The sequence below is a fragment of the Corynebacterium imitans genome (assembly GCF_000739455.1).
Classification (GTDB): Bacteria; Actinomycetota; Actinomycetes; order Mycobacteriales; family Mycobacteriaceae; genus Corynebacterium; species Corynebacterium imitans.
On sequence record NZ_CP009211.1, the window covers coordinates 2,366,029 to 2,386,368 of the forward strand.

Here is a 20,340-nt window from a genome sequence, read left to right on the forward strand (position 1 = left end):
TTAGAGCACGCCCTGCTCGCGCGCCGAGGCCACGGCGGAGGTGCGCGAGCGCACGCCCAACTTGTCGTAAATGTGCACCAGGTGCGACTTCACGGTCGCCTCGGAGAGCATGAGCTGCTGGCCGATCTCCCGGTTCGAGCTGCCCTCGGCCACTAGCTGCAGCACCTGCAGCTCGCGCGGGGTCAGCGAGGAACGCGGGGCCTTTTCGCGCGTGGCCAGCTTCTCGCGCACCACCGGCGACAGCGTCGCATCCCCCTTCGCGGCAGAGCGCACGGCGGCGAGCAGCTCCTCCGGCGGGGCGTCTTTGAGCAGGTAGCCCACCGCGCCCGCCTCGATCGCGCCGAGGATGTCGGCATCCGTGTCGTAGTTGGTCACCACCAGTACCTGCGGCGGGTTGCCCATGGCGCTGCGGATCCGCGCGGTGGCCTGCGCCCCGGTGGTTACCCGCGAGCCCTCGGCACCCGCGCCGAAGCGCAGGTCCATGAGGATGACGTCGATGCCGCCAGCCAGCGCGGTCGCGATCGCAGCCTCCGCCGTGGCTACCTCGCCCACGACACGGATGTCCTCGTCGACTTCCAGCACGGAGCGCAGCCCGAGCCGCACAATCTCGTGGTCATCGGCCAGCAGCACCCGGATCATGGTCCACCTCTCCACTCCCCTCGACACCCGCCGAGGACTTGGCATCATTCTTTCGATTGACATTACCCGGTACCGCCACCGAAAGCGCCGTCGGCCCGCCGGGCGCGGACTCCACCACCAGCTTTCCGCCCAGCTCGGCGGCACGCGAGCGCATCGCGTCTAAGCCCAGGTGCCCCAGCCCCGCCGGCTTTGCCGCTTGCGCCTCCGGGTCGAAACCGCGGCCGTTGTCCACCACGTCCAGGCGCACCTCGTCCGGCCCGTACGTCAGCGTCACCCGCATCCTCGTCCCGCCCGAGTGCTTCACCGCGTTCGCCATCGCCCCTTGCGCGATGCGCAAAAGCCCGGCCTCGGTGCGCATGGGCAGCTGTGCCACCTCGCCGTCGGTCTCCACCACAATGTCCATGTCGCTCGCGGTTGCTAAGTCTTCGGCGATGCGCCCGAGCGCCTCGCTTAGCGACGTCTCCGTCAACGGCGCCGGTGCCAGCGCCGCAATCATCGCCCGCGTCTCCGCCAAGTTATTCGACGCCGCCCGGCGCGCCGTCTCCATCCGCTTCAGCGGTGCCTCCAACTGCTCCTTAGGGATCCTCGCGTTGACCAGGTCGCGCTCGGCGGCGTGCAACAGCATCTGGATGGACGAGAGGTTTTGCGCCACCGTGTCGTGGATCTCGTGGGCGAGCCGCTCGCGTTCCTGCGCCACGCCGGCGGCGCGCTCGGTGGCGACGAGCTTGTCCTGGGTGGACAACAGCTCGTCGATAAGCTGCTCCCGCTCCTTGCTCACCCGGCCGATGGTGGTAAACGCGTAGTTGATCGCCACGACCACCACCGCCGAGAGCACGGGGCCGAGCACGCCGCCGAGGGTGAGCCCGGTGGGGATCTGGATGGCGATCGAGATCGCCAGCCCGACCGCTACGAGCACCAGCCCGCGCCAGTTGTTGAAGGCGCGCAGCACGACGAAGAACAGGATGAACACCCAGTACACCGCCACCGGCGAGAACGTGATGTCGGCGACCCACAGGGCGAGAAGCGCCGCGCACCAGACCGCGCGAACAGGCCGGCCCCACCGGTGCATTTCCACCATCCCGTAGAACAGGACGAAGGTGAAGGTGGCCACAAGCACGATCTGCAGCAGCGCCAGGTTCAGCGGCATCCGGGTCGTCGCGCCCAGGGAGACCATGACGAGGCAGACCGCCAGCACTGTGATGCCGGTATCCAACGCCTTATTGTCCGGCACATCTGCGGACGTGTGGGCCAGGCTCGCTAGTCTTAAGCTCATGCGTCTGAGATTACCCACTGCCCTCGTTGCCGCGGGCCTCGCGCTCGCCGCCTGCAGCGCCGAAACGGAGACCCCGGAAGCGCCGAGCGAAACGACGGCCGCCGCCCCTGACCAGGGGCTGCCCGTCGAGACCCTGCCAGAGACGCAGCGTACCGACTGGACCGAGTGCCCCTACCTGGACACCGAGTGGGTCGCGCAGACCAACGGCCAGCGCGTGACCGGGGTGGGCATCGATTCCCGCTTCGACACACCCGCCTGCCAGTTCTGGTCCTACCCGGAGGAGCCGCAGCTGACGGTGATCGTGCGCCACATGGCTTCGCCCCAGGAGTCGATGGCGGTGGTGGACTGGGCCACCCCGGTGGAATTTACCGCCCCTGCCGACCAGCCCCCGGGGTGGAACGGCGGGCGCCACGGCGGCGGCGAAGTACCAAACCGCATCGGGGCAGCGTACTCGGTCGCGCGCGGCACGCACGCAGTGACGGTGTTTACCAACCAGGACGAGTCGGTCAAGGCACAGCGCGTGGCAGAACAGGTCATCGCTACGCTGGGACTGTGACTGAGCGCAACCCGAAACCCCGCACGACCCCGCCCACCGACACAGAGATCGCCGTCGCCGCTATCGTCTTCCGCGATGATGCAGGCCGCGTCCTGTGCGTCCGCAAGCACTCCAGCCCGCGCTTCCAGCTGCCCGGCGGCAAGCTCGAGGCTGGCGAGACCACTGTCGACGCCGCGCTGCGCGAGACCCGCGAAGAGGTCGGACTCGACGTCGACCGAAGCAACCTCAGCTACCTCGGCACCTTCAGCGCGGAGGCATCGAACGAGCCCGGGCACACGGTCACCTCCACCGTCTACGTTCATCCAATGCCTTCCCGAGCTCCGGAAGCAGCCGCCGAAATCGCCGAGACCGCCTGGATCGACCCACTCGCTCCCGCAGGACACGCACTCGCGCCCCTGCTGGCCACCCGGATCTTCCCGGCGCTCACGCAGCGCCGGATCCAGTCCGTCACCGTCTTCGCCGGTGCTAACCCCGGCACCGACCCGGCCCACCTTGAGCTGGCCCGCCGCCTCGGCCAGGCACTTGGGCAGCACCGGATGACGCTGGTGTACGGCGGCAGCAAGCTGGGGCTCATGGGCGAAGTGGCCAAGGAGGCGCACGCACACAAGGGCACCACCATCGGCGTGCTTACCACGCACCTGGCCAACTACGAGTTGAAGTACGAAGGCCTCGACCGTCTCGAGCTGGTGGGCTCCATGTCGGAGCGCAAAGCCATGATGAGCCAGCTCGGCGAGGCATTCGTGGCACTGCCGGGTGGCACGGGCACGCTCGACGAGTTCTTCGAGGAGTGGACGAACCAGCAGCTCGGCACGCACACCAAGCCAATCGGGCTGCTCGGCCGCACGTTCTGGCAGCCGCTGATAGACATGGTCGACCACATGGTGGCCCACGGGTTTGTGCGCCAAACCGACCGCGACCACCTCATCGTGGCCGACGAGCCGGAAGAGATGATCCAGAAACTGCAGGCCTGGCTGCCGCCGGTGCCGCGCTGGACTGATTAAACAGCCACATCGTTATACGGCATCTGCGCGGAGACCCACGGGAACACGACCTCCATCAGCAGGAAGAACACTGCCACGGCGATCACGAGAGCGATCAGCGTCTTCACCCAGGTGTTGCCCGGCAGCTTGCGCCATAGTGCTGCGTACATCTTTACTTCACCTCCTGCATCGCGGTGGGGAGCGTCTGCTGCTCCGGATTCTTGGGCAGCACTTCGGTACGCATCGCGTGCACGATCATGCGCTCCGCGTTGGAGAACTGCGGGTGACAGGTGGTCAGCGTGATGATGCCCTCCATGCCATCGACCACTTCCATCGAAGGCGTTTCCGGCATCGGGTTAATCACGTTGATGTCGCCCGGCAGCGTGATGTGGCGGCCCTGCACCGCGCCGTAGTCGCCGGTAGCCACGCGCTCGTTCATCTCCGTAGGCAGGCAACCCGCGGTTTCGGCGCGGCGCTCGTCCGGCTGCTGCGACATCGGCAGCACCCGGTAAGTCACCCACTGGGTCTGCGTTTCCACCACGATCGCGTCGCAAGCGTTGAGCCCGCCGAGGTCATTGAACGGCGCGCCCTTGCCCACGCGGTGCCCAGCCACGGCGAAGTTGCCGTCCTCGCCCGGCATCTGCGTGTCCGGGTAGCGCCCCGGCCCGGTGAGCAGTTCCTTTTCCTGCACGCCCTCGATGATGGCGAACTCGTAGTCTGGGCCGAAGGCGGGGATGTACATGCGCGCGAACGCGTCGCCAAGCGCCGGTGCCTTCACCTCGCGGGGGTTGACCCAGCCCTCACCCCACTGCTCGCTCAGTGAATGCTGCGCCTCGTTTTGCATCTTGCCTGCGGCGATGTTGGTCCAGAAGGATTCGTAGAAGGCAAAAAGCAAAAGGAGCGCGCCCGCGGTAAGCAGGAGCTCCCCGATCACTTGCGACGCGCGTATCCGGTGTGGCGACTGAGGCATGGCCTAACATTAACCCAGTCGTCGCCGTCACCTGTAACGCACAATCCGAGAGGAGATTCCACACGCATGCTGGAAGTCCTGGTCTACCCGGTCGCTGCGGTGATCAAAATGTGGCATTGGCTACTCGTGCACCTGCTGCACATGGACGCCTCGGCCGCCTGGGTCGCCTCGGTACTCCTACTCGTGGTGACGGTGCGCGCGCTCGTGCTGCCTTTCGCCATGGCGCAGTACCGCGTCGGCCGCACCTCCTTCCTCATGCGGCCGCACCTCGCGCGCATCGAGAAGGAGTACGGCAGCGCCACTACGCCCGAGGCCATCGCCGCGGAAAAACGGGAGCGAAAGCAGGTCCAGGAGGAGCACAATTACAGCCTCGCCGCCGGCTGCGTCCCAGCGCTCGTGCAGTTCCCCGTCTTCATCGGCCTATATCGCCTGCTCCGCTGGATGGCCGTGCCCACCGACGGCGATGGCCACCGCATCGGCATCTTAAGCGACCAGGACCTCGAGACCTTCCGCGCCGCCACGCTTTTCGACGCCCCCTTGCCCGCCTATGTGGCCATGAGCCCCGAACATCTCGCGGCGCTCGGCACGACGGAAGCGCAGGTGCGCGCCGTGGCCCTGCCAATGGTGATCGCCGCGGTGATTTTTACGTGCACCAACCTCGCCATCTCCCAGCTGCGCAACCGCTCCACTCTGGACTGGGAGACCGCGATGACGCGGAAGAGCTACCACTTTTTGTGGTGGATGATCCCGCTCGTCGCGCTCGGCCTGGCCACCGCCGGGCTCGCCGGCATCGTCCCCGTGGCGATCCTGCTGTACTGGGTAAGCAACAACCTCTGGACGATGACGCAGACCGCGGCGCTGTGGGCCTGGACGGTACGCACCATGCCCGCCGAGGAAATGCACCGCGAGTACTGGCGCGAGGCGAAGGCGCGCACCGCCGGTGCAAAACAAGAAAAGGTACAGCGCAGGCGAACCCGCCGCGCGCTGCGTCGACGAGCCGTGCTCCACCCCAGCCAGGCGGGCGACGCCTTAGCGCAGCTGCGCGCCGAAAAGCAGGAACGGAAAGCGGAAAAGCTGCGCGAGAAGCAGGAGCGTAAGGAGCTGCAGAAAGCTCGCAACGCGGCGAGCAGGCAGCTTGCGCAGCAGCGCAAGGCTGAAAAGGCTGCGGAAGACTAGATGGAGTAGTCGGCCGGTGGCGCGCCAAGCTCGGATTCAGCGAGGTCACGCGCCTTCTGCAGCGGGGAAACGTCGCGCATAAATCGCGCCCCGGTCATGCCGCCGTCGAGAAAGATGAGCAGCTCGTCCGCCTGCTTGGATGAGTCGTACCCGTTCTTAGCGGTGAGCAGCTCGGTAATGGTGCCGTGCATCCACTTCCGGTGGTTGCGACAGGTCTCCACGATGCGGTGCTCGGATTCCGTCTCCGGGCGGGGGTACTCGGTCGCGGCGTTGAGGAAGGGCGAGCCGCGAAACTCGCGCTGCGGCTCCGACTCAATGGCCATGTCGAAGAAAGCGAGCACCTTCTCGTCCGTCGTCGCGGCTTTGACGGCGCGCTCCTCCCAGCGCTGGCGATACTCTTCGTCCATGCGCTCGAGATAGGCAATGACTAGTTTGTCCTTGGAGCCGAGCAGGCTGTACAGGGAGGCCTTGGCCACGTCCGCCTCGCGCAGAATGCGGTCGATGCCGATGACGCGGATGCCTTCCTCGGTAAACAGCTTGGTGGCTGCGTCGAGGAGGCGCTGCCGCGGGCTCGGCCGGTTGCGACGCCGCGCGGTCGTCTTCTTCTTCGCCGTCCCACTGCTCACTAGGTGCTCACTCCTTGGATGCTGCTGGCTTGTCTCGTCTCAATATAGACAAACCGGTACGTACACACCAGCCGTACCGGTGAAATACATTCTCGGACACGTGTTGGCGCGCACGAAAAATGCCCCCGGTATGTACCAGGGGCATTCGCGCAGGTGGCGAGACGCTAGCCGCGTTTGTTCGTGACCAAGTTGACGATCCACAGCAGCACTACCGCGCCAAGCAGGCAGGTAAGGAAGCTAAAGATCAAGCCACCGCCGGCAACGTCAACGCCAAACAGGCCGAGCAGCCAGCCGCCGAGGAAGCCGCCGATCACGCCGACGACAATGTTCAGGCCGATGCCCATCTGCGCATCGCGGCCCTGCATCTTGGAGCCAATCCAGCCTGCGAGGCCACCGATAATAATCCAACCAATGAATCCCAGTGAGGGTGCCATAGTAAGTTCCGTCCCTTCTTAAAAAATATTTCGGTTACGGCTCCCATTATGCACACCTTTCATGTCTGCTGCCTGGGCAGACACTCACAGGCGACTGAATTACTCCTCCGGGCGCACCACCATCATCGGGCACGGCGCGGACTGCAGCAGCGCACGCGAGGTGGAACCGAGCAGCATGCCCTTGAAGCCACCGCGGCCGTGCGAGCCCGTGACCAGCAACTGGGCACCCTCGGCAGCCTCGGTCAGCGCGCGAACCGGGCGGTCGCGGGTGATGACGGTGCGTACCTGCACGTTCGGGTATTTCTCACGCAGCTCGCCGAGCGTCTCCTCCAGCAGAGCTTCCTTTTCCTTCTGAACGGCGGCCCAGTGGTCGTCGGAAACGGAGAAGCCCGCACCCGGTGCCTGCACCTGCGTATCAATCCAGGTGTGCACCGCAACCAGCTCAGCGCCACGCGCGTTGGCTTCCTCGAAGGCGTACTCGGTTGCACGCTGGGAAACCTCGGAGCCGTCCACACCAACCACGACGGGGCCATACTTGGTTTCATCCGTGACGTTGCTGTCCTCGCGGATGACCACCACCGGGCAGGATGCGTGGGAGACCACAGCGCCGGAGACCGAGCCCAGCACCATGCCGGACAGGCCACCCAGGCCGCGGGAGCCCATGACCACCATCGTGGAGTTGCGGGACATCTCCAGCAGCATGTCGATCGGGGAGCCCTCAGCCACGGCGTGCCCAATCTTGATGTCCGGTGCGACCTCGAGTGCGATCTCGCGTGCCTCGTCGATCTTCTGCAGGGTCTCGCGCTGCAGGTCATCAAAAAGCTCCTGCGGCGGAACCATGCCCTCGGCATAGAGGAACTGCGGCATGGTGTAGCTCGAGGCGAGTCGCAGCGGGATGCCGCGCTTCATCGCGGTGTTGGCTGCCCAACGGACTGCGGTTTGCGACGCCGGGCTGCCATCCACCGCGACAACGACGATGTCCTCGCGGTCTTCCAGGTTTTCTCGTTCTTCGCGGCTCATATCTCCAGCCTTTCAGTAGTTCTTACTGGTTATATCCTCTAGTGTACCCGGTAGACGGCCGTTTTTACTTGGGAATCTCCACCGGTGCAGCAGCTTCCGCGTTGGCTGGGAAGAAGAGCTCGTAGAGGAAGGTCATCACATCGGCGATCGACTTCCCGATACCGCCAGAAAAGAACTGCACCAGTGGGTCAAGCATTGCTCCAATATCCATGCCGGATACGCTACTACACACTATGGCCCGCAAGAAGAGCAAAGCTGCCCCTCCACTGCCCCCGCGCGGTGGCCTCGGTGCCTCCCGTGTGCGCGTGCCAGACACGCTTGCCCCGGTCACTGCGCTGGAATTCCTCTCCGAGGTGGTAGCAACGCAACGGCACCGCCATCCGGAAGATACCCCCGAAGCGGTAATGCAGCGCTTCGCAGAGGGCGAAGTTGTGCTTCGCGACGCCACCCCGCTCACCCCCGACACCATCCTTACACCCGGCACCGACGTCTTCTTCTACCGCCGCCCCGCCCCCGAGCGCGTTGTGCCCTACGAGGTCACCACTGTCTTCGAGGACGAAGACATCCTGGTCATCAACAAACCACCCTTCCTGGCCACCATGCCGCGGGCTGCCCACATCACCGAGACGGCCACCGTGCGCCTGCGGCGAGCCACCGGCAACGAGGAACTTACACCCGCCCACCGCCTCGATCTCATGACATCGGGATTGTTGCTCTTCACGAAGAGGCGCGAACTCCGCGGACCCTACCAGGAGCTCTTCGCCCGCAGGGAGGTGCGCAAACAGTACACCGCGGTTGCCGAGCTGCAGGATGTGGAGCTTGGGACGTGGAGGCACCGGATCAGCAAAGTTCACGGGGAGGTCGCGGCAACTCTAGTGTCGGGCGAGCCGAATGCGATTACGCATGTGCGGGGTGTGACGCCGATTGACGACTCCACGACCGCGAGTCTCGCTGCCACCTACAACGTGGAAACTCCGCTCGCGACCTATGTGTTGGAGCCGGTCACCGGTAAGACCCATCAGCTGCGCATCCAGATGTCCGCAGCCGGTGCGCCAATTCTCGGCGACCCGATCTACCCCGTCGTCCAGCCCTTCGGATCTGAGGACTTCGCACGTCCGATGTTGCTCACGTCGGTATTTCTCGGGTTTACCGATCCGCTTTCGGGCGTGCTGCGTGAGTTTCGCGCTCAGCCGTGGTTGCCGACCACCGGATAGCACTGACCTCGGCCCCAACCGATCGAGAGTTTCCTTCACTGCGTGCATGGCCGCACGCGGGGTACGGGTTTGGTGGTGGTGTGGTGGAATGATGGTGTAATCGAATTCCCGCCACCAGGGCAAACACCCCTGAACCGCGCGCTTATTACAAACTCATTCCACCCCCGACGGTGTACACGTGCCCCGGGGCATGACAAAAAGCACCCCGCACACTTTTGTGGTGTGCGGGGTGCTGTGTTTGAAGTTGTTGGGTCGGCGGTAACCTACTCTCCCACACCCTCCCGAGTGCAGTACCATCGGCGCGGGCGGGCTTAGCTTCCGGGTTCGGAATGGGACCGGGCGTTTCCCCGCCGCCATCAACCACCGACACACCTTGAGGGGCATGCCAGTCAACCAGTGTTGTTGGTTGTTGGTGACACAATATTCATTTTGATTCAGTGTTGACACTTTGGTGTGTTGTGTCAGTGACTGCATAGTGGACGCGATTGCTTTTGTTGTTTCACACGGTTTGATGTGTTTACCAAGACCACGTGTTGTTGTGGTGTTGGGTTGTTTGATATTTGGTGGATTAGTACCAGTCACCTCCACACATTACTGTGCTTCCAGTTCCGGCCTATCAACCCAGTCGTCTACTGGGCACCTCAAATGAAACCTCATCTTAAAACAGGCTTCCCGCTTAGATGCTTTCAGCGGTTATCCCTCCCGTACGTAGCCAACCAGCAATGCTCCTGGCGGAACAACTGGCACACCAGAGGTACGTCCGTCCCGGTCCTCTCGTACTAGGGACAGCCTTCTTCAAGTTTCAACGCGCGCGGCGGATAGAGACCGAACTGTCTCACGACGTTCTGAACCCAGCTCGCGTGCCGCTTTAATGGGCGAACAGCCCAACCCTTGGGACCTACTCCAGCCCCAGGATGCGACGAGCCGACATCGAGGTGCCAAACCATCCCGTCGATATGGACTCTTGGGGAAGATCAGCCTGTTATCCCCGGGGTACCTTTTATCCGTTGAGCGACACCACATCCACAAGTAGGTGCCGGATCACTAGTCCCGACTTTCGTCCCTGCTCGACTTGTAAGTCTCGCAGTCAAGCTCCCTTGTGCACTTACACTCACCACCTGATTGCCAACCAGGCTGAGGGAACCTTTGGGCGCCTCCGTTACATTTTGGGAGGCAACCGCCCCAGTTAAACTACCCACCAGGCACTGTCCCCAACCCAGATCATGGGCCAAGGTTAGATATCCACTACGGTCAGAGTGGTATTTCAACAACGACTCCACAACCACTAGCGTRGCCGCWTCAWMGTCTCCCACCTATCCTACACAAACCGCACCGAATGCCAATACCAAGCTATAGTGAAGGTCCCGGGGTCTTTTCGTCCTGCCGCGCGAAACGAGCATCTTTACTCGTACTGCAATTTCACCGGGCCTGTGGTTGAGACAGCAGGGGAGTCGTTACGCCATTCGTGCAGGTCGGAACTTACCCGACAAGGAATTTCGCTACCTTAGGATGGTTATAGTTACCACCGCCGTTTACTGGGGCTTAAATTCTCCGCTTCGACCACAAAGGCCTAACAGGTCCTCTTAACCTTCCAGCACCGGGCAGGCGTCAGTCCGTATACATCAACTTAACCGTCTTCGCACGGACCTGTGTTTTTGATAAACAGTCGCTCCCCTCTCTTCTCTGCGACCCACACCAGCAACCACACGCAAAACATGGCAACCAGCATGGGTCCCCCTTCTCCCGAAGTTACGGGGGCATTTTGCCGAATTCCTTAACCACAGTTCACCCGACCGCTTCAGTATTTTCTACCTGACTACCTGTGTCGGTTTCGGGTACGGGCCGTATACACACATCGCTAGAGGCTTTTCTCGGCAGCATAGGATCACCAACATCACCCAAMMATGGGCTACGCATCACGCCTCACACATTTGACAGCGGCATTTCACACACTGTCGTGCCACACGCTTACACCACACACCAACCGGTGGCTTGGCTACCTTCCTGCGTCACCCCATCACTTGACTACCACGGATCAGGCCCCACGCATCACACCAACCCAGGGCAACAAAGTCACCCAATGGCCAGTGTTCAGGGTGGTTAGTCTCACCGCTTCATCACTTGGCGCGCATACACGGGTACGGGAATATCAACCCGTTMACCATCGACTACGCCTGTCGGCCTCGCCTTAGGACCCGACTCACCCTGGGAAGACGAACTTGACCCAGGAACCCTTAGTCATCCAGCGGTAAGGATTCTCACCTTACACTCGTTACTCATGCCTGCATTCTCACTCGCACACAGTCCACAACTCCTCACGGTACTGCTTCACACCATGCACGACGCTCCCCTACCCAACAATCACAAGGATTATTGCCGCGGCTTCGGCGGTGTACTTGAGCCCCACTACATTGTCGGCGCAGAACCACTCGACCAGTGAGCTATTACGCACTCTTTCAAGGATGGCTGCTTCTAAGCCAACCTCCTGGCTGTCTTCGCGATCCCACATCCTTTTCCACTTAGTACACCCTTAGGGGCCTTAACCGGCGATCTGGGCTGTTTCCCTCTCGACTATGAAGCTTATCCCCCACAGTCTCACTGCTATACACACTTACACCGGCATTCGGAGTTTGGCTGATGTTGCTAAGATGATAGTCCCGCTCAACCAACCAGTMGCTCTACCTCCGGCAAGCTAAACATATAACGCTGCACCTAAATGCATTTCGGGGAGAACCAGCTATCACGGAGTTTGATTGGCCTTTCACCCCTACCCACAACTCATCCCCGCAGTTTTCAACCTACGTGGGTTCGCGCCTCCACAACCTCTTACAGCTGCTTCACACTGGCCATGGGTAGATCACCCCGCTTCGGGTCCAGGACATGCCACTAAAMACACCCAACTAGGATTCGCTTTCGCTACGACTACCCCWYCAYWCGGGTTAACCTCGCGACATGCCGCTGACTCGCAGGCTCATTCTTCAAAAGGCACGCCATCACACACAACAAYGGTGCTCTGACGGATTGTAAGCGCACGGTTTCAGGAACTCTTTCACTCCCCTCCCGGGGTACTTTTCACCATTCCCTCACGGTACTMTTCACTATCGGTCACACTTAGTATTTAGGCTTACCGGGTGGTCCCGGCAGATTCACAGCAGATTCCACGAGCCCGCTGCTACTCGGGGMTAACAACAACGCAYATKCRACRMATATTCGCGTACGGGACTCTCACCCACTCCGGTACACCATCCCAARYRACTTCCGCTTACACGCACACACACGCACCCAGATGGCAGCCTRGRTCCATTGCACCCCACAACCCCACACACGCAACCCCTGCCAGGTCTCACACGCACATGGTTTAGCCTCATCCACGTTCGCTCGCCGCTACTAGCAGAATCACAATTGTTTTCTTCTCCTACGGGTACTGAGATGTTTCACTTCCCCGCGTCAACCCCCACACAGACTATGCATTCATCTGCGGGTAACACCACACAACCGGTGCTGGGTTTCCCCATTCGGACATCCTCGGATCAACGCTTTGTTGACAACTCCCCGAGGCATAACGCAGCCTCACACGTCCTTCATCGGCTAAGCATGCCAAGGCATCCACCGTACGCCCTGAATAACCAAACAAATTACCCAACACGATACAAACACACACCACCTCRCCACMMAAMAGCRGCAGACAGCATGCGCAGATACACAAAACACTTACAAACGATCTTGCAAACACAAAACATTGCAAAACACAAAAATAAATCAACCCACACCCCACMMAAACAATGCGGAGCATGGAAAGAAGAAAGATGCTCGCGTCCACTATACAGTTCTCACACAACACACCCACACCACAACAACCACACACCAACCAGGGCGCATGATCATTCACGTGCAGGCCAACAAGACAACCACAACCACACCAACCGGCGTAGCTCATTGTGTGCTGCCCCAGACACCCAACAGCATGCCAACATACCCAAAACAATGTTTGTGAAGCTTGGTTACCACCCAGGTCTGCTACGCAGKSMMTCYRTGYMCTGCGGRTRYGCATCCACCCGGAWTTYMAAAYAMTWWTYGGTGGCAGTCACACACTCGGCGACTCAACCACCACACGTCCCACAACCGTGGGCACATTAAAAAAGCTCCTTAGAAAGGAGGTGATCCAGCCGCACCTTCCGGTACGGCTACCTTGTTACGACTTCGTCCCAATCGCCGATCCCACCTTCGACCACTCCCTAACAMGTTTGGGCCATGGGCTTCGGGTGTTACCAACTTTCATGACGTGACGGGCGGTGTGTACAAGGCCCGGGAACGTATTCACCGCAGCGTTGCTGATCTGCGATTACTAGCGACTCCGACTTCATGGGGTCGAGTTGCAGACCCCAATCCGAACTACGACCGGCTTTCAGCGATTAGCCCACCCTCACGAGCTCGCAAACGCGTTGTACCGACCATTGTAGCATGTGTGAAGCCCTGGACATAAGGGGCATGATGATTTGACGTCATCCCCACCTTCCTCCGAGTTAACCCCGGCAGTCTCTCATGAGTCCCCAACCAAATGCTGGCAACATAAGACAAGGGTTGCGCTCGTTGCGGGACTTAACCCAACATCTCACGACACGAGCTGACGACAACCATGCACCACCTGTACACCAGCCACAAAGGGAAGCTACATCTCTGCAGCGATCCGGTGTATGTCAAGCCCAGGTAAGGTTCTTCGCGTTGCATCGAATTAATCCACATGCTCCGCCGCTTGTGCGGGCCCCCGTCAATTCCTTTGAGTTTTAGCCTTGCGGCCGTACTCCCCAGGCGGGGCGCTTAATGCGTTAGCTACGGCACGAACCCCGTGGAAGGGACTCACACCTAGCGCCCACCGTTTACGGCATGGACTACCAGGGTATCTAATCCTGTTCGCTCCCCATGCTTTCGCTCCTCAGCGTCAGTTACTGCCCAGAGACCTGCCTTCGCCATCGGTGTTCCTCCTGATATCTGCGCATTCCACCGCTACACCAGGAATTCCAGTCTCCCCTACAGCACTCAAGTTATGCCCGTATCGCCTGCAACCCCGCAGTTAAGCTGCGGTATTCCACAAACGACGCGACAAACCACCTACGAGCTCTTTACGCCCAGTAATTCCGGACAACGCTCGCACCCTACGTATTACCGCGGCTGCTGGCACGTAGTTAGCCGGTGCTTCTTCTCAACCTACCGTCACAAAAGCTTCGTCGGTTGCGAAAGGAGTTTACAACCCGAAGGCCGTCATCCCCCACGCGGCGTCGCTGCATCAGGCTTGCGCCCATTGTGCAATATTCCCCACTGCTGCCTCCCGTAGGAGTCTGGGCCGTATCTCAGTCCCAATGTGGCCGTACACCCTCTCAGGCCGGCTACCCGTCGACGCCTTGGTAGGCCATTACCCCACCAACAAGCTGATAGGCCGCGAGCTCATCCCATACCGCAAAAGCTTTCCACAACCCCATCCAAGAGATCGTCATATCCGGTATTAGACCCAGTTTCCCAAGCTTATCCCGAAGTACAGGGCAGATCACCCACGTGTTACTCACCCGTTCGCCACTCGAGTACCGAAGCAAGCTTCGGCCTTTCCGTTCGACTTGCATGTGTTAAGCACGCCGCCAGCGTTCATCCTGAGCCAGGATCAAACTCTCCACAAAAACAAATGTTTCAGCAAGAAACAAGGCCGTGAAAAGCCTGAAAACCTAACCAAAAACGAACCAACCCACACCAAAAAAGCGCGGGACTGGCAAATCCTCAAATTACTGTTACAAACCGATCCTCACCCGACGAGGGAAAACAAGAACCGGCAAACAAAATAGTTACAAAATAACGCGAATCAAATCACGCACCAAGCAACCAGCAAGACACCACCCAAAATTAGAGATTCAAGGGCAGCACCACCGGCACACACCAACCACACCCAAAAACATCAGGCGCAGCCAGCACAACCAGGCACGCAACCAATCCACAAACAAAAGTACATTGGCACACTATCGAGTTCTCAAACAACACACGCACATTCACACACCACCAGGTGATCACCCAGCAGCTGTAAAAAGCGACTTTGTCGACACTACACACACCACAACCACAAAGTCAAAACCGTGCAGACTGTGAAGCATATTTTCTTGTGTCGGCCAGCGATCGTTTTCCTGACCGCCATCTCACCAGCCACTCCCCTTGGAGTCTATCCGGCGGGGCGTTGTCGGTCTCGCTGACTCACATAAAGTTACACACACCCACACACCAACACAAATCCCCAGCACAACATGCATATTTCATGCTTGTCAACACGCGCTATTGAGACCGCTTCACATTCACTGCGCCGAATAGGTATGGCACGATTATGCACCCCGCGACGACCAGCAGGATTCCGCTGAGCCCATAGACCACTACTGCACTTGCGGGGTCAAACGTTCGCGCGTTGAGCATCTCCCGCCCAGACACCCAAGCAATAAGTACCGGGAAGAAGCTGGAGTTGGGCAACAACAGCTCCATAGCCTTTGCCGCGAGCAGGGCAGCTATTCCGGCGATCGCAAAGAGGGCGAATGGAAAACGGGGCAGCGTGGCGTCGATAAGCAGCGCAGCGAGTGCACCAGATACCGCAATCAAGGCTTGAGAAATTAACACTTTCAGCACAAGGGTGCCCGCCCACCGCTTGCGGGTTCGCCCGTAAGCCTGGCTGGCAGCGGCGGAGGCAAAGCCGTCGCTAGCCGCCCAAGTCCAGTACGCGAGCAGCGGAATGGCCGGCACGATTGCAGCCACCCACTCCGGCCCCACCTTGGCGAACAGCCCATAGAGCACTCCAGCGAGGGCTCCGGCCAGCACAGCAAAGATCTCGTGCTTTCCCGGGAGATAGAGCCGTCCGATAGTCTCGCGACTTTCACGTTCCCCGCCTTGCAGGCAGGTCGCAAAGAAGACCGCGGCTCCCAAAAGCGCGCCAACGAAGGAGTTCACCGGCGGCGCTACCCACGCAAATGCTCCAGCGACCAGCACCGTGGTCGGCACGAGCGTGAAGAGCACCTGTTGGCACGCCCTGGAACGGTTCATTCCGTAGGCACGGAATGCTTGCGGTTCGGGAATAAGCAGATAGGCAATCATCACCACGCAGATCAGCGATCCGAGCAATGCCCACCCACCTGCGAATGAGAAAACGACGTAGAACAGCGGGATCAGCGGAAGCTGCAGGAAGCGCAGGCCCGGGCCCGCCTTGAATTGGAACCACAAAAAGTCGCGGTCAAGGTGTGTCATCGTGTTCACTGCTGCACCTCCAGCACTGCCTCGAGGACGTCGCCGAGGTTCGCGGCCTGGGTACGTAGCCCCATTTCGGCGGCTGTTTCTGTCGGGAGGATGGCCCGGGTGCCGGTGGCGGAGCGTCGATAAGCGAGGGCCCCTGCGGGCTCGTCGAAGTTGCCGGTGACGATGACGTAGCCGTCGGCATCCTCTGCGCGCAGATGCTTGTCGACGCTCCCCTGCCTCCCCAGCACGAGCGCCGAGTCCAGGATCTTGGCAGCGTCGTCGATGTGGTGGGTGGCCATGACGAAGCATCGCTCGGACTCGGCGTGCGCGAGGAGGTGGCGGTAGAAGACGGAGGTGTTGTGGACGTCGAGGCCGACGTAGGGCTCGTCGAGAAGTGTCAGTTCTGCGCCCGATGCAAGCCCGATGACGATGCCAACCATTGCCCGCTGGCCTCGGGAGGCCTTGCCAAACGCAGTGTGCGCTTGACTGTCGAGCCCAAAGTCGCGCATGAGTACGTTCGCCGTGTCCTGTGACCAATGCACATAGCGCTTCGCGGCACCTGCGATGACATCCTTGATCGCCCACGAGGCGGGGTACGGCGTGTCCACACCCGTGAAGCAGACGCGGTCCATCACGCTCGCACGGTCGAAGGGCTGCTCGCCGAAGACGGTGAGCTCGCCGCCGGAGGGCTTGAGTTGACCGGCGATGAGGGCGAGCAGCGTGGATTTGCCGACACCGTTGCGGCCGAGAAGGGCGTGGATCCCAGTACCGGGCAGCTCGAAGGAGATGTCTGTGAGGACTTTGTGCGACCCAAAGTCTTTTTGCAGTTCGTAAGCGTGAATCATTGGTACATTCCTCTACTTTCTGCGACGCGGTCGATGAGTGCGTGCAGGGTTGCGCGGTCGTAGCCGAGTCGGACGGCTTCGTCGATCACGGGCGCAAGATAGTCGCCGGCGTAGCGTTCGCGGCGAGCCTTTAATGCCTGCTCGCGAGCCTCGGGTGTAACGAACATGCCGAGGCCGCGACGCTTTTCCAAGATTCCGGCGTCTACAAGCAGGCCCAGCCCCTTACGTGCGGTGGCTGGGTTGATCTCGTGGAAGGCGGCGAGCTCGTTTGTGGAGGGAGCGCGCTCGCCGGGGGCCAGCGTGCCGTCCACAACAAGGTCCTCCACAAGACGGGCCACCTGTACGAAGAGTGGCTCTGCATCGGCGTTCATTGCGTCACCCCTGCACACTTAGGTGGATTGGTTAGTTACTCGAGTAACTAACACGCTAACTGCTGTATGGGATGAGCGCAAGGTTCACTGAAAGAGGTAGACCTCGCACGCTGATTCAGGCACACTGGGAGGGTAAACAACCTTTAGCAACGAAAGAATCGGAAATTTTGGAGCCATGCTTGAACGTACTTTGGTGTTCGTCGACACGTCTTACCTGCTCGCAAGCTTTTACAACTCGTGGGAAATCGGCGCACGATCCCAGTTAGAAATCGATTTGCCCGAGGTCGTGGCAAGCCTCGGCACCATGATCTGCCAACAACTCAGCCAACCCATTCACCGCCAGTTCTGGTACGACGGCATCCCGGACTCGGGCCCGCACCGCTACCAGCGCGCACTGCGCACCTGTGACGGCGTGCAACTGCGCACTGGCCAGCTGATCGAGTGGGGCGACCGCCGCACCCAGAAGGGAGTGGACACGCGACTCGTCGCCGACCTGGTGGTCAACGCCACCCGCGGTCAGTTCACCGACTTTGTGCTTGTCTCCGGCGACGCGGACATGATCCCGGGCGTTGAGGAAGCGACCGCCGGCGGCGTGCGCGTCCACCTCTACGGCTTCGGCTGGGACTCCATGTCTTCGGCGCTTCGCCACGCGTGCGACACCACCACCATTTTGGACCCGCGCGAGGACTTCGCCGACGCGATGCAACTGCAGGTCCTCGAGGGCCCGCTACCCCCGTCGATTAGGGAGCGCCCGCTTGCCGACGCCGCGCCGCTGGACGAAGCCGAAGGACCCTGCCCCGTCCCACTCGGCCCGGATCCACTGGCACCGGAGGAGCCCGAAGAGGAAGCAGAGCCTCACGTGGAGCCTGCGGAAACTGCGGAAACTGTCGAGCCCGCAGAACCAGAAAAACCCGCTGAGCCAGAAGCGCCCGCAGAGACCCCCGAAACCCCGAAGCCCGCGCCGAAGCCGTCCATGATGGCCCCGCGCCGGAAGCTGCGCTCCCGCTACGTGCCGCTGCCGGAAGAGGTGTGGACCTCCGCCGGTTTCCAGACTCCCTACGACGTGGGCCAGCAATACGCGGCGTGGTGGTACGACAACGCCGCCTCCTCCGAGCAGCGGGATAAGGCGCATATGCTCTCCGGAGGCGGGCTACCGCCGGAGATCGATCGCCCACTTCTCCAGTTCGCCTGCGAGACGCTGCACGAATACACATTGAGTGAAACCCAGCGCGTCAATCTTCGCGATGGGTTCCACTCAGGGATCCGGGGCGTGCTGATTAATATCAGCCGCGACTAATCCTCTTCCGGGGCCTCGATGGCCTTCTCGGGAGAGTTCATCGAGGCGCGGATCTCGTCGAGCTTGCTGGCGGCCTTGATATCGGTGCCAGCGGTCTCGATTTCCGCCATCCGGTCGCCCAGGGAGTCTTTGGCCAGCTCCTGCGCGCCAAGGGCGGTGGCGTAGCGCTTCTCGATCTTGTCGCGCACGCCGTCCAAGGTCGGCACGTTGTCGTTCGCGCCGAACTGGTTGATGGTGTCCATCGTCTGCGCGGTCTGCTCCTGCATTTTCGCCTGGTCGATCTGCGACTCAAGCTGCTGGGCCTGCTGCGTCTGCTCGCTCAGGCGCGCCTCGGACTGCTGCAGCTGGGCCTGCGCCTCGCGCGCGGCCTGCTCGGCACCGGCGTGCGCCTGCTTGGTCTGCTCCAGGTCCTGCTCCACGGCCACGAGCTGGGAGGCCAGCACCTCGGCGGTGTTGTTGTACTCCTGCGCCTTGGTCGCATCCCCCTCCGCGTTCGCCTTGTCGGCGGCCTGGAGCGCGATCCGCGTCTTCTCCTGGAGCTCTTCCTGGGACTTGATCAGGCGCTCGAGCTTCATCTCGAGCTGGTTGCGGTTGCCGACGATCGCGGCCGCGTGCTCGGCGATCTCCCGGTGGTTCTTCCGCGCCTGCTCCATCGCCTGCTGGAGCTGCACCTTCGGGTCAGCGTTCTCGTCGATCTTCGAGTCGAACGACTGCATCAGGTACTTCCAACCCTTGGAAAATGGGTTCGCCATGGTGGTGGTGTCCTTCCGGTCTACTCGCCCTGCTGCTGCGCGATTTGGGCGCGCACCTCGTCCATATTCAGCGCCTTGACCTGACCAATGAGGTCATCGAAAGCGGCCGGCGGCAGGGCACCCGCCTGACGGAAGACCAGGATACCGTCGCGGAAGGCCATGAGCGTGGGAATGGACGTGATCTCCAGTGCAGCCGCAAGCTGCTGGTTCGCCTCGGTGTCTAGCTTGGCGAAGGTCACGTCCGGGTGCGCCTCGGAAGCCTTCTCATAGGTCGGCGCAAACTGGCGGCAGGGCCCGCACCATGCGGCCCACGCGTCGACGAAGACGATGCCGTCCGCGCTGACTGTGGATTCGAAGGTGTCCTCAGTGACGTCAATGGTGCTCATAGTTCTACTCCTTAGAGTGGTTTGTTAACGTTGCTCCAGTTCCAACACTAACAATGGCGATTGTATTCACGAGGTACATCGAGGGCATGACGAAGAATTACAAAATTTCCGGCGAGGCTAGCGAGGTCGCGGTGGATTCGCTTATCGACGAGGTGCGGATGGTCGACGGCACCTTCGATGTCGAAATCGACGTTGCAGAGGGCCGCATGACGGTCACTGGAGAGAACTTCAGCGACGCCGATATCGAAAAGGCTGCGCAGGAGGCGGGCTTTAGTATACTTTCGCCAGATACCCCCTAGGGGTATAGTCGCGGGTGTACGTGACACTCCAAAAAGAAAGGACACTCACTATGGATACCCGCGAATTCACCGTTGAAGGCATGACCTGCGGCCACTGCGAGCTCAGCGTGAAAGAGGAGATCGGCGAGATCGCCGGTGTCACCGAAGTCACGGCCGACCACACCACTGGTGCCGTGACCGTGACCGGCGAAGGCTTTGCCGACGCTGACGTGGCCAAGGCGGTCGCCGAGGCCGGCTACACCCTGAAGTAG

20 protein-coding genes and 3 rRNA genes are annotated in these 20,340 nt (G+C 61.2%); 7 read left to right on the forward strand and 16 right to left on the reverse strand.

All coding sequences use genetic code 11. From position 1 onward, the window contains the following. Both CIMIT_RS11030 and CIMIT_RS11035 read right to left on the reverse strand, forming a co-directional pair. Entirely contained in the window at positions 1 to 639 is a 639-nt protein-coding gene (locus tag CIMIT_RS11030; protein WP_038592977.1) for a LuxR C-terminal-related transcriptional regulator, read from the reverse strand. Beyond that, positions 614 to 1,912 carry a sensor histidine kinase gene (locus CIMIT_RS11035; RefSeq protein ID WP_084674366.1) on the reverse strand — a complete coding sequence of 433 codons (1,299 nt, stop codon included), beginning with the start codon at positions 1,910 to 1,912 and terminating at the stop codon, positions 614 to 616. The genes CIMIT_RS11030 and CIMIT_RS11035 overlap by 26 nt, the downstream gene beginning before the upstream one ends. Here CIMIT_RS11035 and CIMIT_RS11040 point away from each other — a divergent pair. Together CIMIT_RS11040 and CIMIT_RS12470 are read left to right on the forward strand one after the other, a co-directional pair. Beyond that, complete coding sequence (locus CIMIT_RS11040) at positions 1,911 to 2,468, forward strand: DUF2020 domain-containing protein (protein ID WP_038592994.1); 558 nt, start codon at positions 1,911 to 1,913, stop codon at positions 2,466 to 2,468. The genes CIMIT_RS11035 and CIMIT_RS11040 overlap by 2 nt on opposite strands. Next, positions 2,465 to 3,469 carry a TIGR00730 family Rossman fold protein gene (locus CIMIT_RS12470; RefSeq protein WP_084674367.1) on the forward strand — a complete coding sequence of 335 codons (1,005 nt, stop codon included), beginning with the start codon at positions 2,465 to 2,467 and terminating at the stop codon, positions 3,467 to 3,469. Before CIMIT_RS11040 ends, CIMIT_RS12470 begins: the two co-directional genes overlap by 4 nt. On the opposite strand, the gene CIMIT_RS12840 is transcribed toward CIMIT_RS12470, so the two are convergent. After that, on the reverse strand, positions 3,466 to 3,618 hold the full coding sequence (locus tag CIMIT_RS12840; protein ID WP_038592999.1) for a hypothetical protein: 153 nt from the start codon (positions 3,616 to 3,618) through the stop codon (positions 3,466 to 3,468). The two genes, CIMIT_RS12470 and CIMIT_RS12840, sit on opposite strands and share 4 nt — an antisense overlap. 2 nt (positions 3,619 to 3,620) lie before the next feature. Next, positions 3,621 to 4,418: a class E sortase gene (locus tag CIMIT_RS11055; protein WP_038593005.1), complete on the reverse strand. Its 798-nt coding sequence runs from the start codon at positions 4,416 to 4,418 to the stop codon at positions 3,621 to 3,623. A 66-nt stretch (positions 4,419 to 4,484) separates the two neighbouring features. Here CIMIT_RS11055 and yidC point away from each other — a divergent pair, with 66 nt between their 5' ends. After that, positions 4,485 to 5,594, forward strand: coding sequence for a membrane protein insertase YidC (gene yidC / locus CIMIT_RS11060; protein WP_038593010.1), 1,110 nt, complete (start codon positions 4,485 to 4,487; stop codon positions 5,592 to 5,594). On the opposite strand, the gene CIMIT_RS11065 is transcribed toward yidC, so the two are convergent. The 4 genes from CIMIT_RS11065 to CIMIT_RS12845 form a co-directional block, all read right to left on the reverse strand. After that, complete coding sequence (locus tag CIMIT_RS11065) at positions 5,591 to 6,220, reverse strand: TetR/AcrR family transcriptional regulator (RefSeq protein ID WP_038593014.1); 630 nt, start codon at positions 6,218 to 6,220, stop codon at positions 5,591 to 5,593. The genes yidC and CIMIT_RS11065 overlap by 4 nt on opposite strands. A 164-nt stretch (positions 6,221 to 6,384) precedes the next feature. Continuing rightward, positions 6,385 to 6,654, reverse strand: coding sequence for a GlsB/YeaQ/YmgE family stress response membrane protein (locus CIMIT_RS11070; protein ID WP_038593018.1), 270 nt, complete (start codon positions 6,652 to 6,654; stop codon positions 6,385 to 6,387). A gap of 99 nt (positions 6,655 to 6,753) precedes the next feature. Further along, positions 6,754 to 7,674, reverse strand: coding sequence for a universal stress protein (locus CIMIT_RS11075; RefSeq protein WP_038593021.1), 921 nt, complete (start codon positions 7,672 to 7,674; stop codon positions 6,754 to 6,756). A 64-nt stretch (positions 7,675 to 7,738) separates the two neighbouring features. Further along, entirely contained in the window at positions 7,739 to 7,885 is a 147-nt protein-coding gene (locus CIMIT_RS12845) for a hypothetical protein (protein ID WP_168167124.1), read from the reverse strand. On the opposite strand from CIMIT_RS12845, the gene CIMIT_RS11080 reads away from it, so the two are divergent. Then, entirely contained in the window at positions 7,821 to 8,888 is a 1,068-nt protein-coding gene (locus CIMIT_RS11080; RefSeq protein WP_407919546.1) for a pseudouridine synthase, read from the forward strand. The two genes, CIMIT_RS12845 and CIMIT_RS11080, sit on opposite strands and share 65 nt — an antisense overlap. Positions 8,889 to 9,138: 250 nt before the next feature. On the opposite strand, the gene rrf is transcribed toward CIMIT_RS11080, so the two are convergent. From rrf to CIMIT_RS11110, 6 genes are all read right to left on the reverse strand, one after another. Further along, positions 9,139 to 9,256: ribosomal RNA gene (gene rrf, locus CIMIT_RS11085) — 5S ribosomal RNA — on the reverse strand. Between the two features lie 180 nt (positions 9,257 to 9,436). Beyond that, positions 9,437 to 12,521 (reverse strand): 23S ribosomal RNA (locus CIMIT_RS11090). Positions 12,522 to 13,038: 517 nt separating this feature from the next. After that, positions 13,039 to 14,557, reverse strand: a 16S ribosomal RNA gene (locus CIMIT_RS11095). The 16S, 23S and 5S rRNA genes sit together here, the layout of an rRNA operon. A 640-nt stretch (positions 14,558 to 15,197) precedes the next feature. Continuing rightward, on the reverse strand, positions 15,198 to 16,160 hold the full coding sequence (locus CIMIT_RS11100) for a hypothetical protein (RefSeq protein ID WP_038593026.1): 963 nt from the start codon (positions 16,158 to 16,160) through the stop codon (positions 15,198 to 15,200). After that, complete coding sequence (locus tag CIMIT_RS11105; RefSeq protein ID WP_051904967.1) at positions 16,157 to 16,984, reverse strand: ATP-binding cassette domain-containing protein; 828 nt, start codon at positions 16,982 to 16,984, stop codon at positions 16,157 to 16,159. The genes CIMIT_RS11100 and CIMIT_RS11105 overlap by 4 nt, the downstream gene beginning before the upstream one ends. Further along, entirely contained in the window at positions 16,981 to 17,355 is a 375-nt protein-coding gene (locus tag CIMIT_RS11110) for a GntR family transcriptional regulator (protein WP_038593044.1), read from the reverse strand. The genes CIMIT_RS11105 and CIMIT_RS11110 overlap by 4 nt, the downstream gene beginning before the upstream one ends. A 175-nt stretch (positions 17,356 to 17,530) precedes the next feature. Between CIMIT_RS11110 and CIMIT_RS11115 the strand changes: the two genes are divergently transcribed. Continuing rightward, entirely contained in the window at positions 17,531 to 18,652 is a 1,122-nt protein-coding gene (locus tag CIMIT_RS11115) for an NYN domain-containing protein (protein WP_038593048.1), read from the forward strand. Here the strand turns inward: CIMIT_RS11115 and CIMIT_RS11120 are convergent. Both CIMIT_RS11120 and CIMIT_RS11125 read right to left on the reverse strand, forming a co-directional pair. After that, positions 18,649 to 19,404 (reverse strand): PspA/IM30 family protein, encoded by a 756-nt coding sequence (locus CIMIT_RS11120; protein ID WP_038593050.1) that lies wholly within the window; start codon positions 19,402 to 19,404, stop codon positions 18,649 to 18,651. The genes CIMIT_RS11115 and CIMIT_RS11120 overlap by 4 nt on opposite strands. A gap of 20 nt (positions 19,405 to 19,424) precedes the next feature. After that, the gene (locus CIMIT_RS11125; protein ID WP_038593053.1) at positions 19,425 to 19,790 is read right to left on the reverse strand and encodes a thioredoxin family protein; all 366 of its coding nucleotides are present in this window, start codon (positions 19,788 to 19,790) and stop codon (positions 19,425 to 19,427) included. A gap of 86 nt (positions 19,791 to 19,876) precedes the next feature. Between CIMIT_RS11125 and CIMIT_RS11130 the strand changes: the two genes are divergently transcribed. Both CIMIT_RS11130 and CIMIT_RS11135 read left to right on the forward strand, forming a co-directional pair. Next, the gene (locus tag CIMIT_RS11130; protein ID WP_038593056.1) at positions 19,877 to 20,089 is read left to right on the forward strand and encodes a hypothetical protein; all 213 of its coding nucleotides are present in this window, start codon (positions 19,877 to 19,879) and stop codon (positions 20,087 to 20,089) included. A 50-nt stretch (positions 20,090 to 20,139) separates the two neighbouring features. Beyond that, the gene (locus CIMIT_RS11135; RefSeq protein ID WP_038593059.1) at positions 20,140 to 20,340 is read left to right on the forward strand and encodes a heavy-metal-associated domain-containing protein; all 201 of its coding nucleotides are present in this window, start codon (positions 20,140 to 20,142) and stop codon (positions 20,338 to 20,340) included.

What these genes read in the sequence shown, in the direction of transcription:
- CIMIT_RS11105 (WP_051904967.1), bottom strand. Translation starts at nt 16,984, where the DNA reads ATGATTCACGCTTACGAACTGCAAAAAGACTTTGGGTCGCACAAAGTC.
- CIMIT_RS11035 (WP_084674366.1), bottom strand. Translation starts at nt 1,912, where the DNA reads ATGAGCTTAAGACTAGCGAGCCTGGCCCACACGTCCGCAGATGTGCCG.
- CIMIT_RS11125 (WP_038593053.1), bottom strand. Translation starts at nt 19,790, where the DNA reads ATGAGCACCATTGACGTCACTGAGGACACCTTCGAATCCACAGTCAGC.
- CIMIT_RS11070 (WP_038593018.1), bottom strand. Translation starts at nt 6,654, where the DNA reads ATGGCACCCTCACTGGGATTCATTGGTTGGATTATTATCGGTGGCCTC.
- CIMIT_RS11110 (WP_038593044.1), bottom strand. Translation starts at nt 17,355, where the DNA reads ATGAACGCCGATGCAGAGCCACTCTTCGTACAGGTGGCCCGTCTTGTG.
- CIMIT_RS12840 (WP_038592999.1), bottom strand. Translation starts at nt 3,618, where the DNA reads ATGTACGCAGCACTATGGCGCAAGCTGCCGGGCAACACCTGGGTGAAG.
- yidC (WP_038593010.1), top strand. Translation starts at nt 4,485, where the DNA reads ATGCTGGAAGTCCTGGTCTACCCGGTCGCTGCGGTGATCAAAATGTGG.
- CIMIT_RS12845 (WP_168167124.1), bottom strand. Translation starts at nt 7,885, where the DNA reads ATGGATATTGGAGCAATGCTTGACCCACTGGTGCAGTTCTTTTCTGGC.
- CIMIT_RS11115 (WP_038593048.1), top strand. Translation starts at nt 17,531, where the DNA reads ATGCTTGAACGTACTTTGGTGTTCGTCGACACGTCTTACCTGCTCGCA.
- CIMIT_RS11130 (WP_038593056.1), top strand. Translation starts at nt 19,877, where the DNA reads ATGACGAAGAATTACAAAATTTCCGGCGAGGCTAGCGAGGTCGCGGTG.
- CIMIT_RS11135 (WP_038593059.1), top strand. Translation starts at nt 20,140, where the DNA reads ATGGATACCCGCGAATTCACCGTTGAAGGCATGACCTGCGGCCACTGC.
- CIMIT_RS11120 (WP_038593050.1), bottom strand. Translation starts at nt 19,404, where the DNA reads ATGGCGAACCCATTTTCCAAGGGTTGGAAGTACCTGATGCAGTCGTTC.
- CIMIT_RS11075 (WP_038593021.1), bottom strand. Translation starts at nt 7,674, where the DNA reads ATGAGCCGCGAAGAACGAGAAAACCTGGAAGACCGCGAGGACATCGTC.
- CIMIT_RS11055 (WP_038593005.1), bottom strand. Translation starts at nt 4,418, where the DNA reads ATGCCTCAGTCGCCACACCGGATACGCGCGTCGCAAGTGATCGGGGAG.
- CIMIT_RS11040 (WP_038592994.1), top strand. Translation starts at nt 1,911, where the DNA reads ATGCGTCTGAGATTACCCACTGCCCTCGTTGCCGCGGGCCTCGCGCTC.
- CIMIT_RS11030 (WP_038592977.1), bottom strand. Translation starts at nt 639, where the DNA reads ATGATCCGGGTGCTGCTGGCCGATGACCACGAGATTGTGCGGCTCGGG.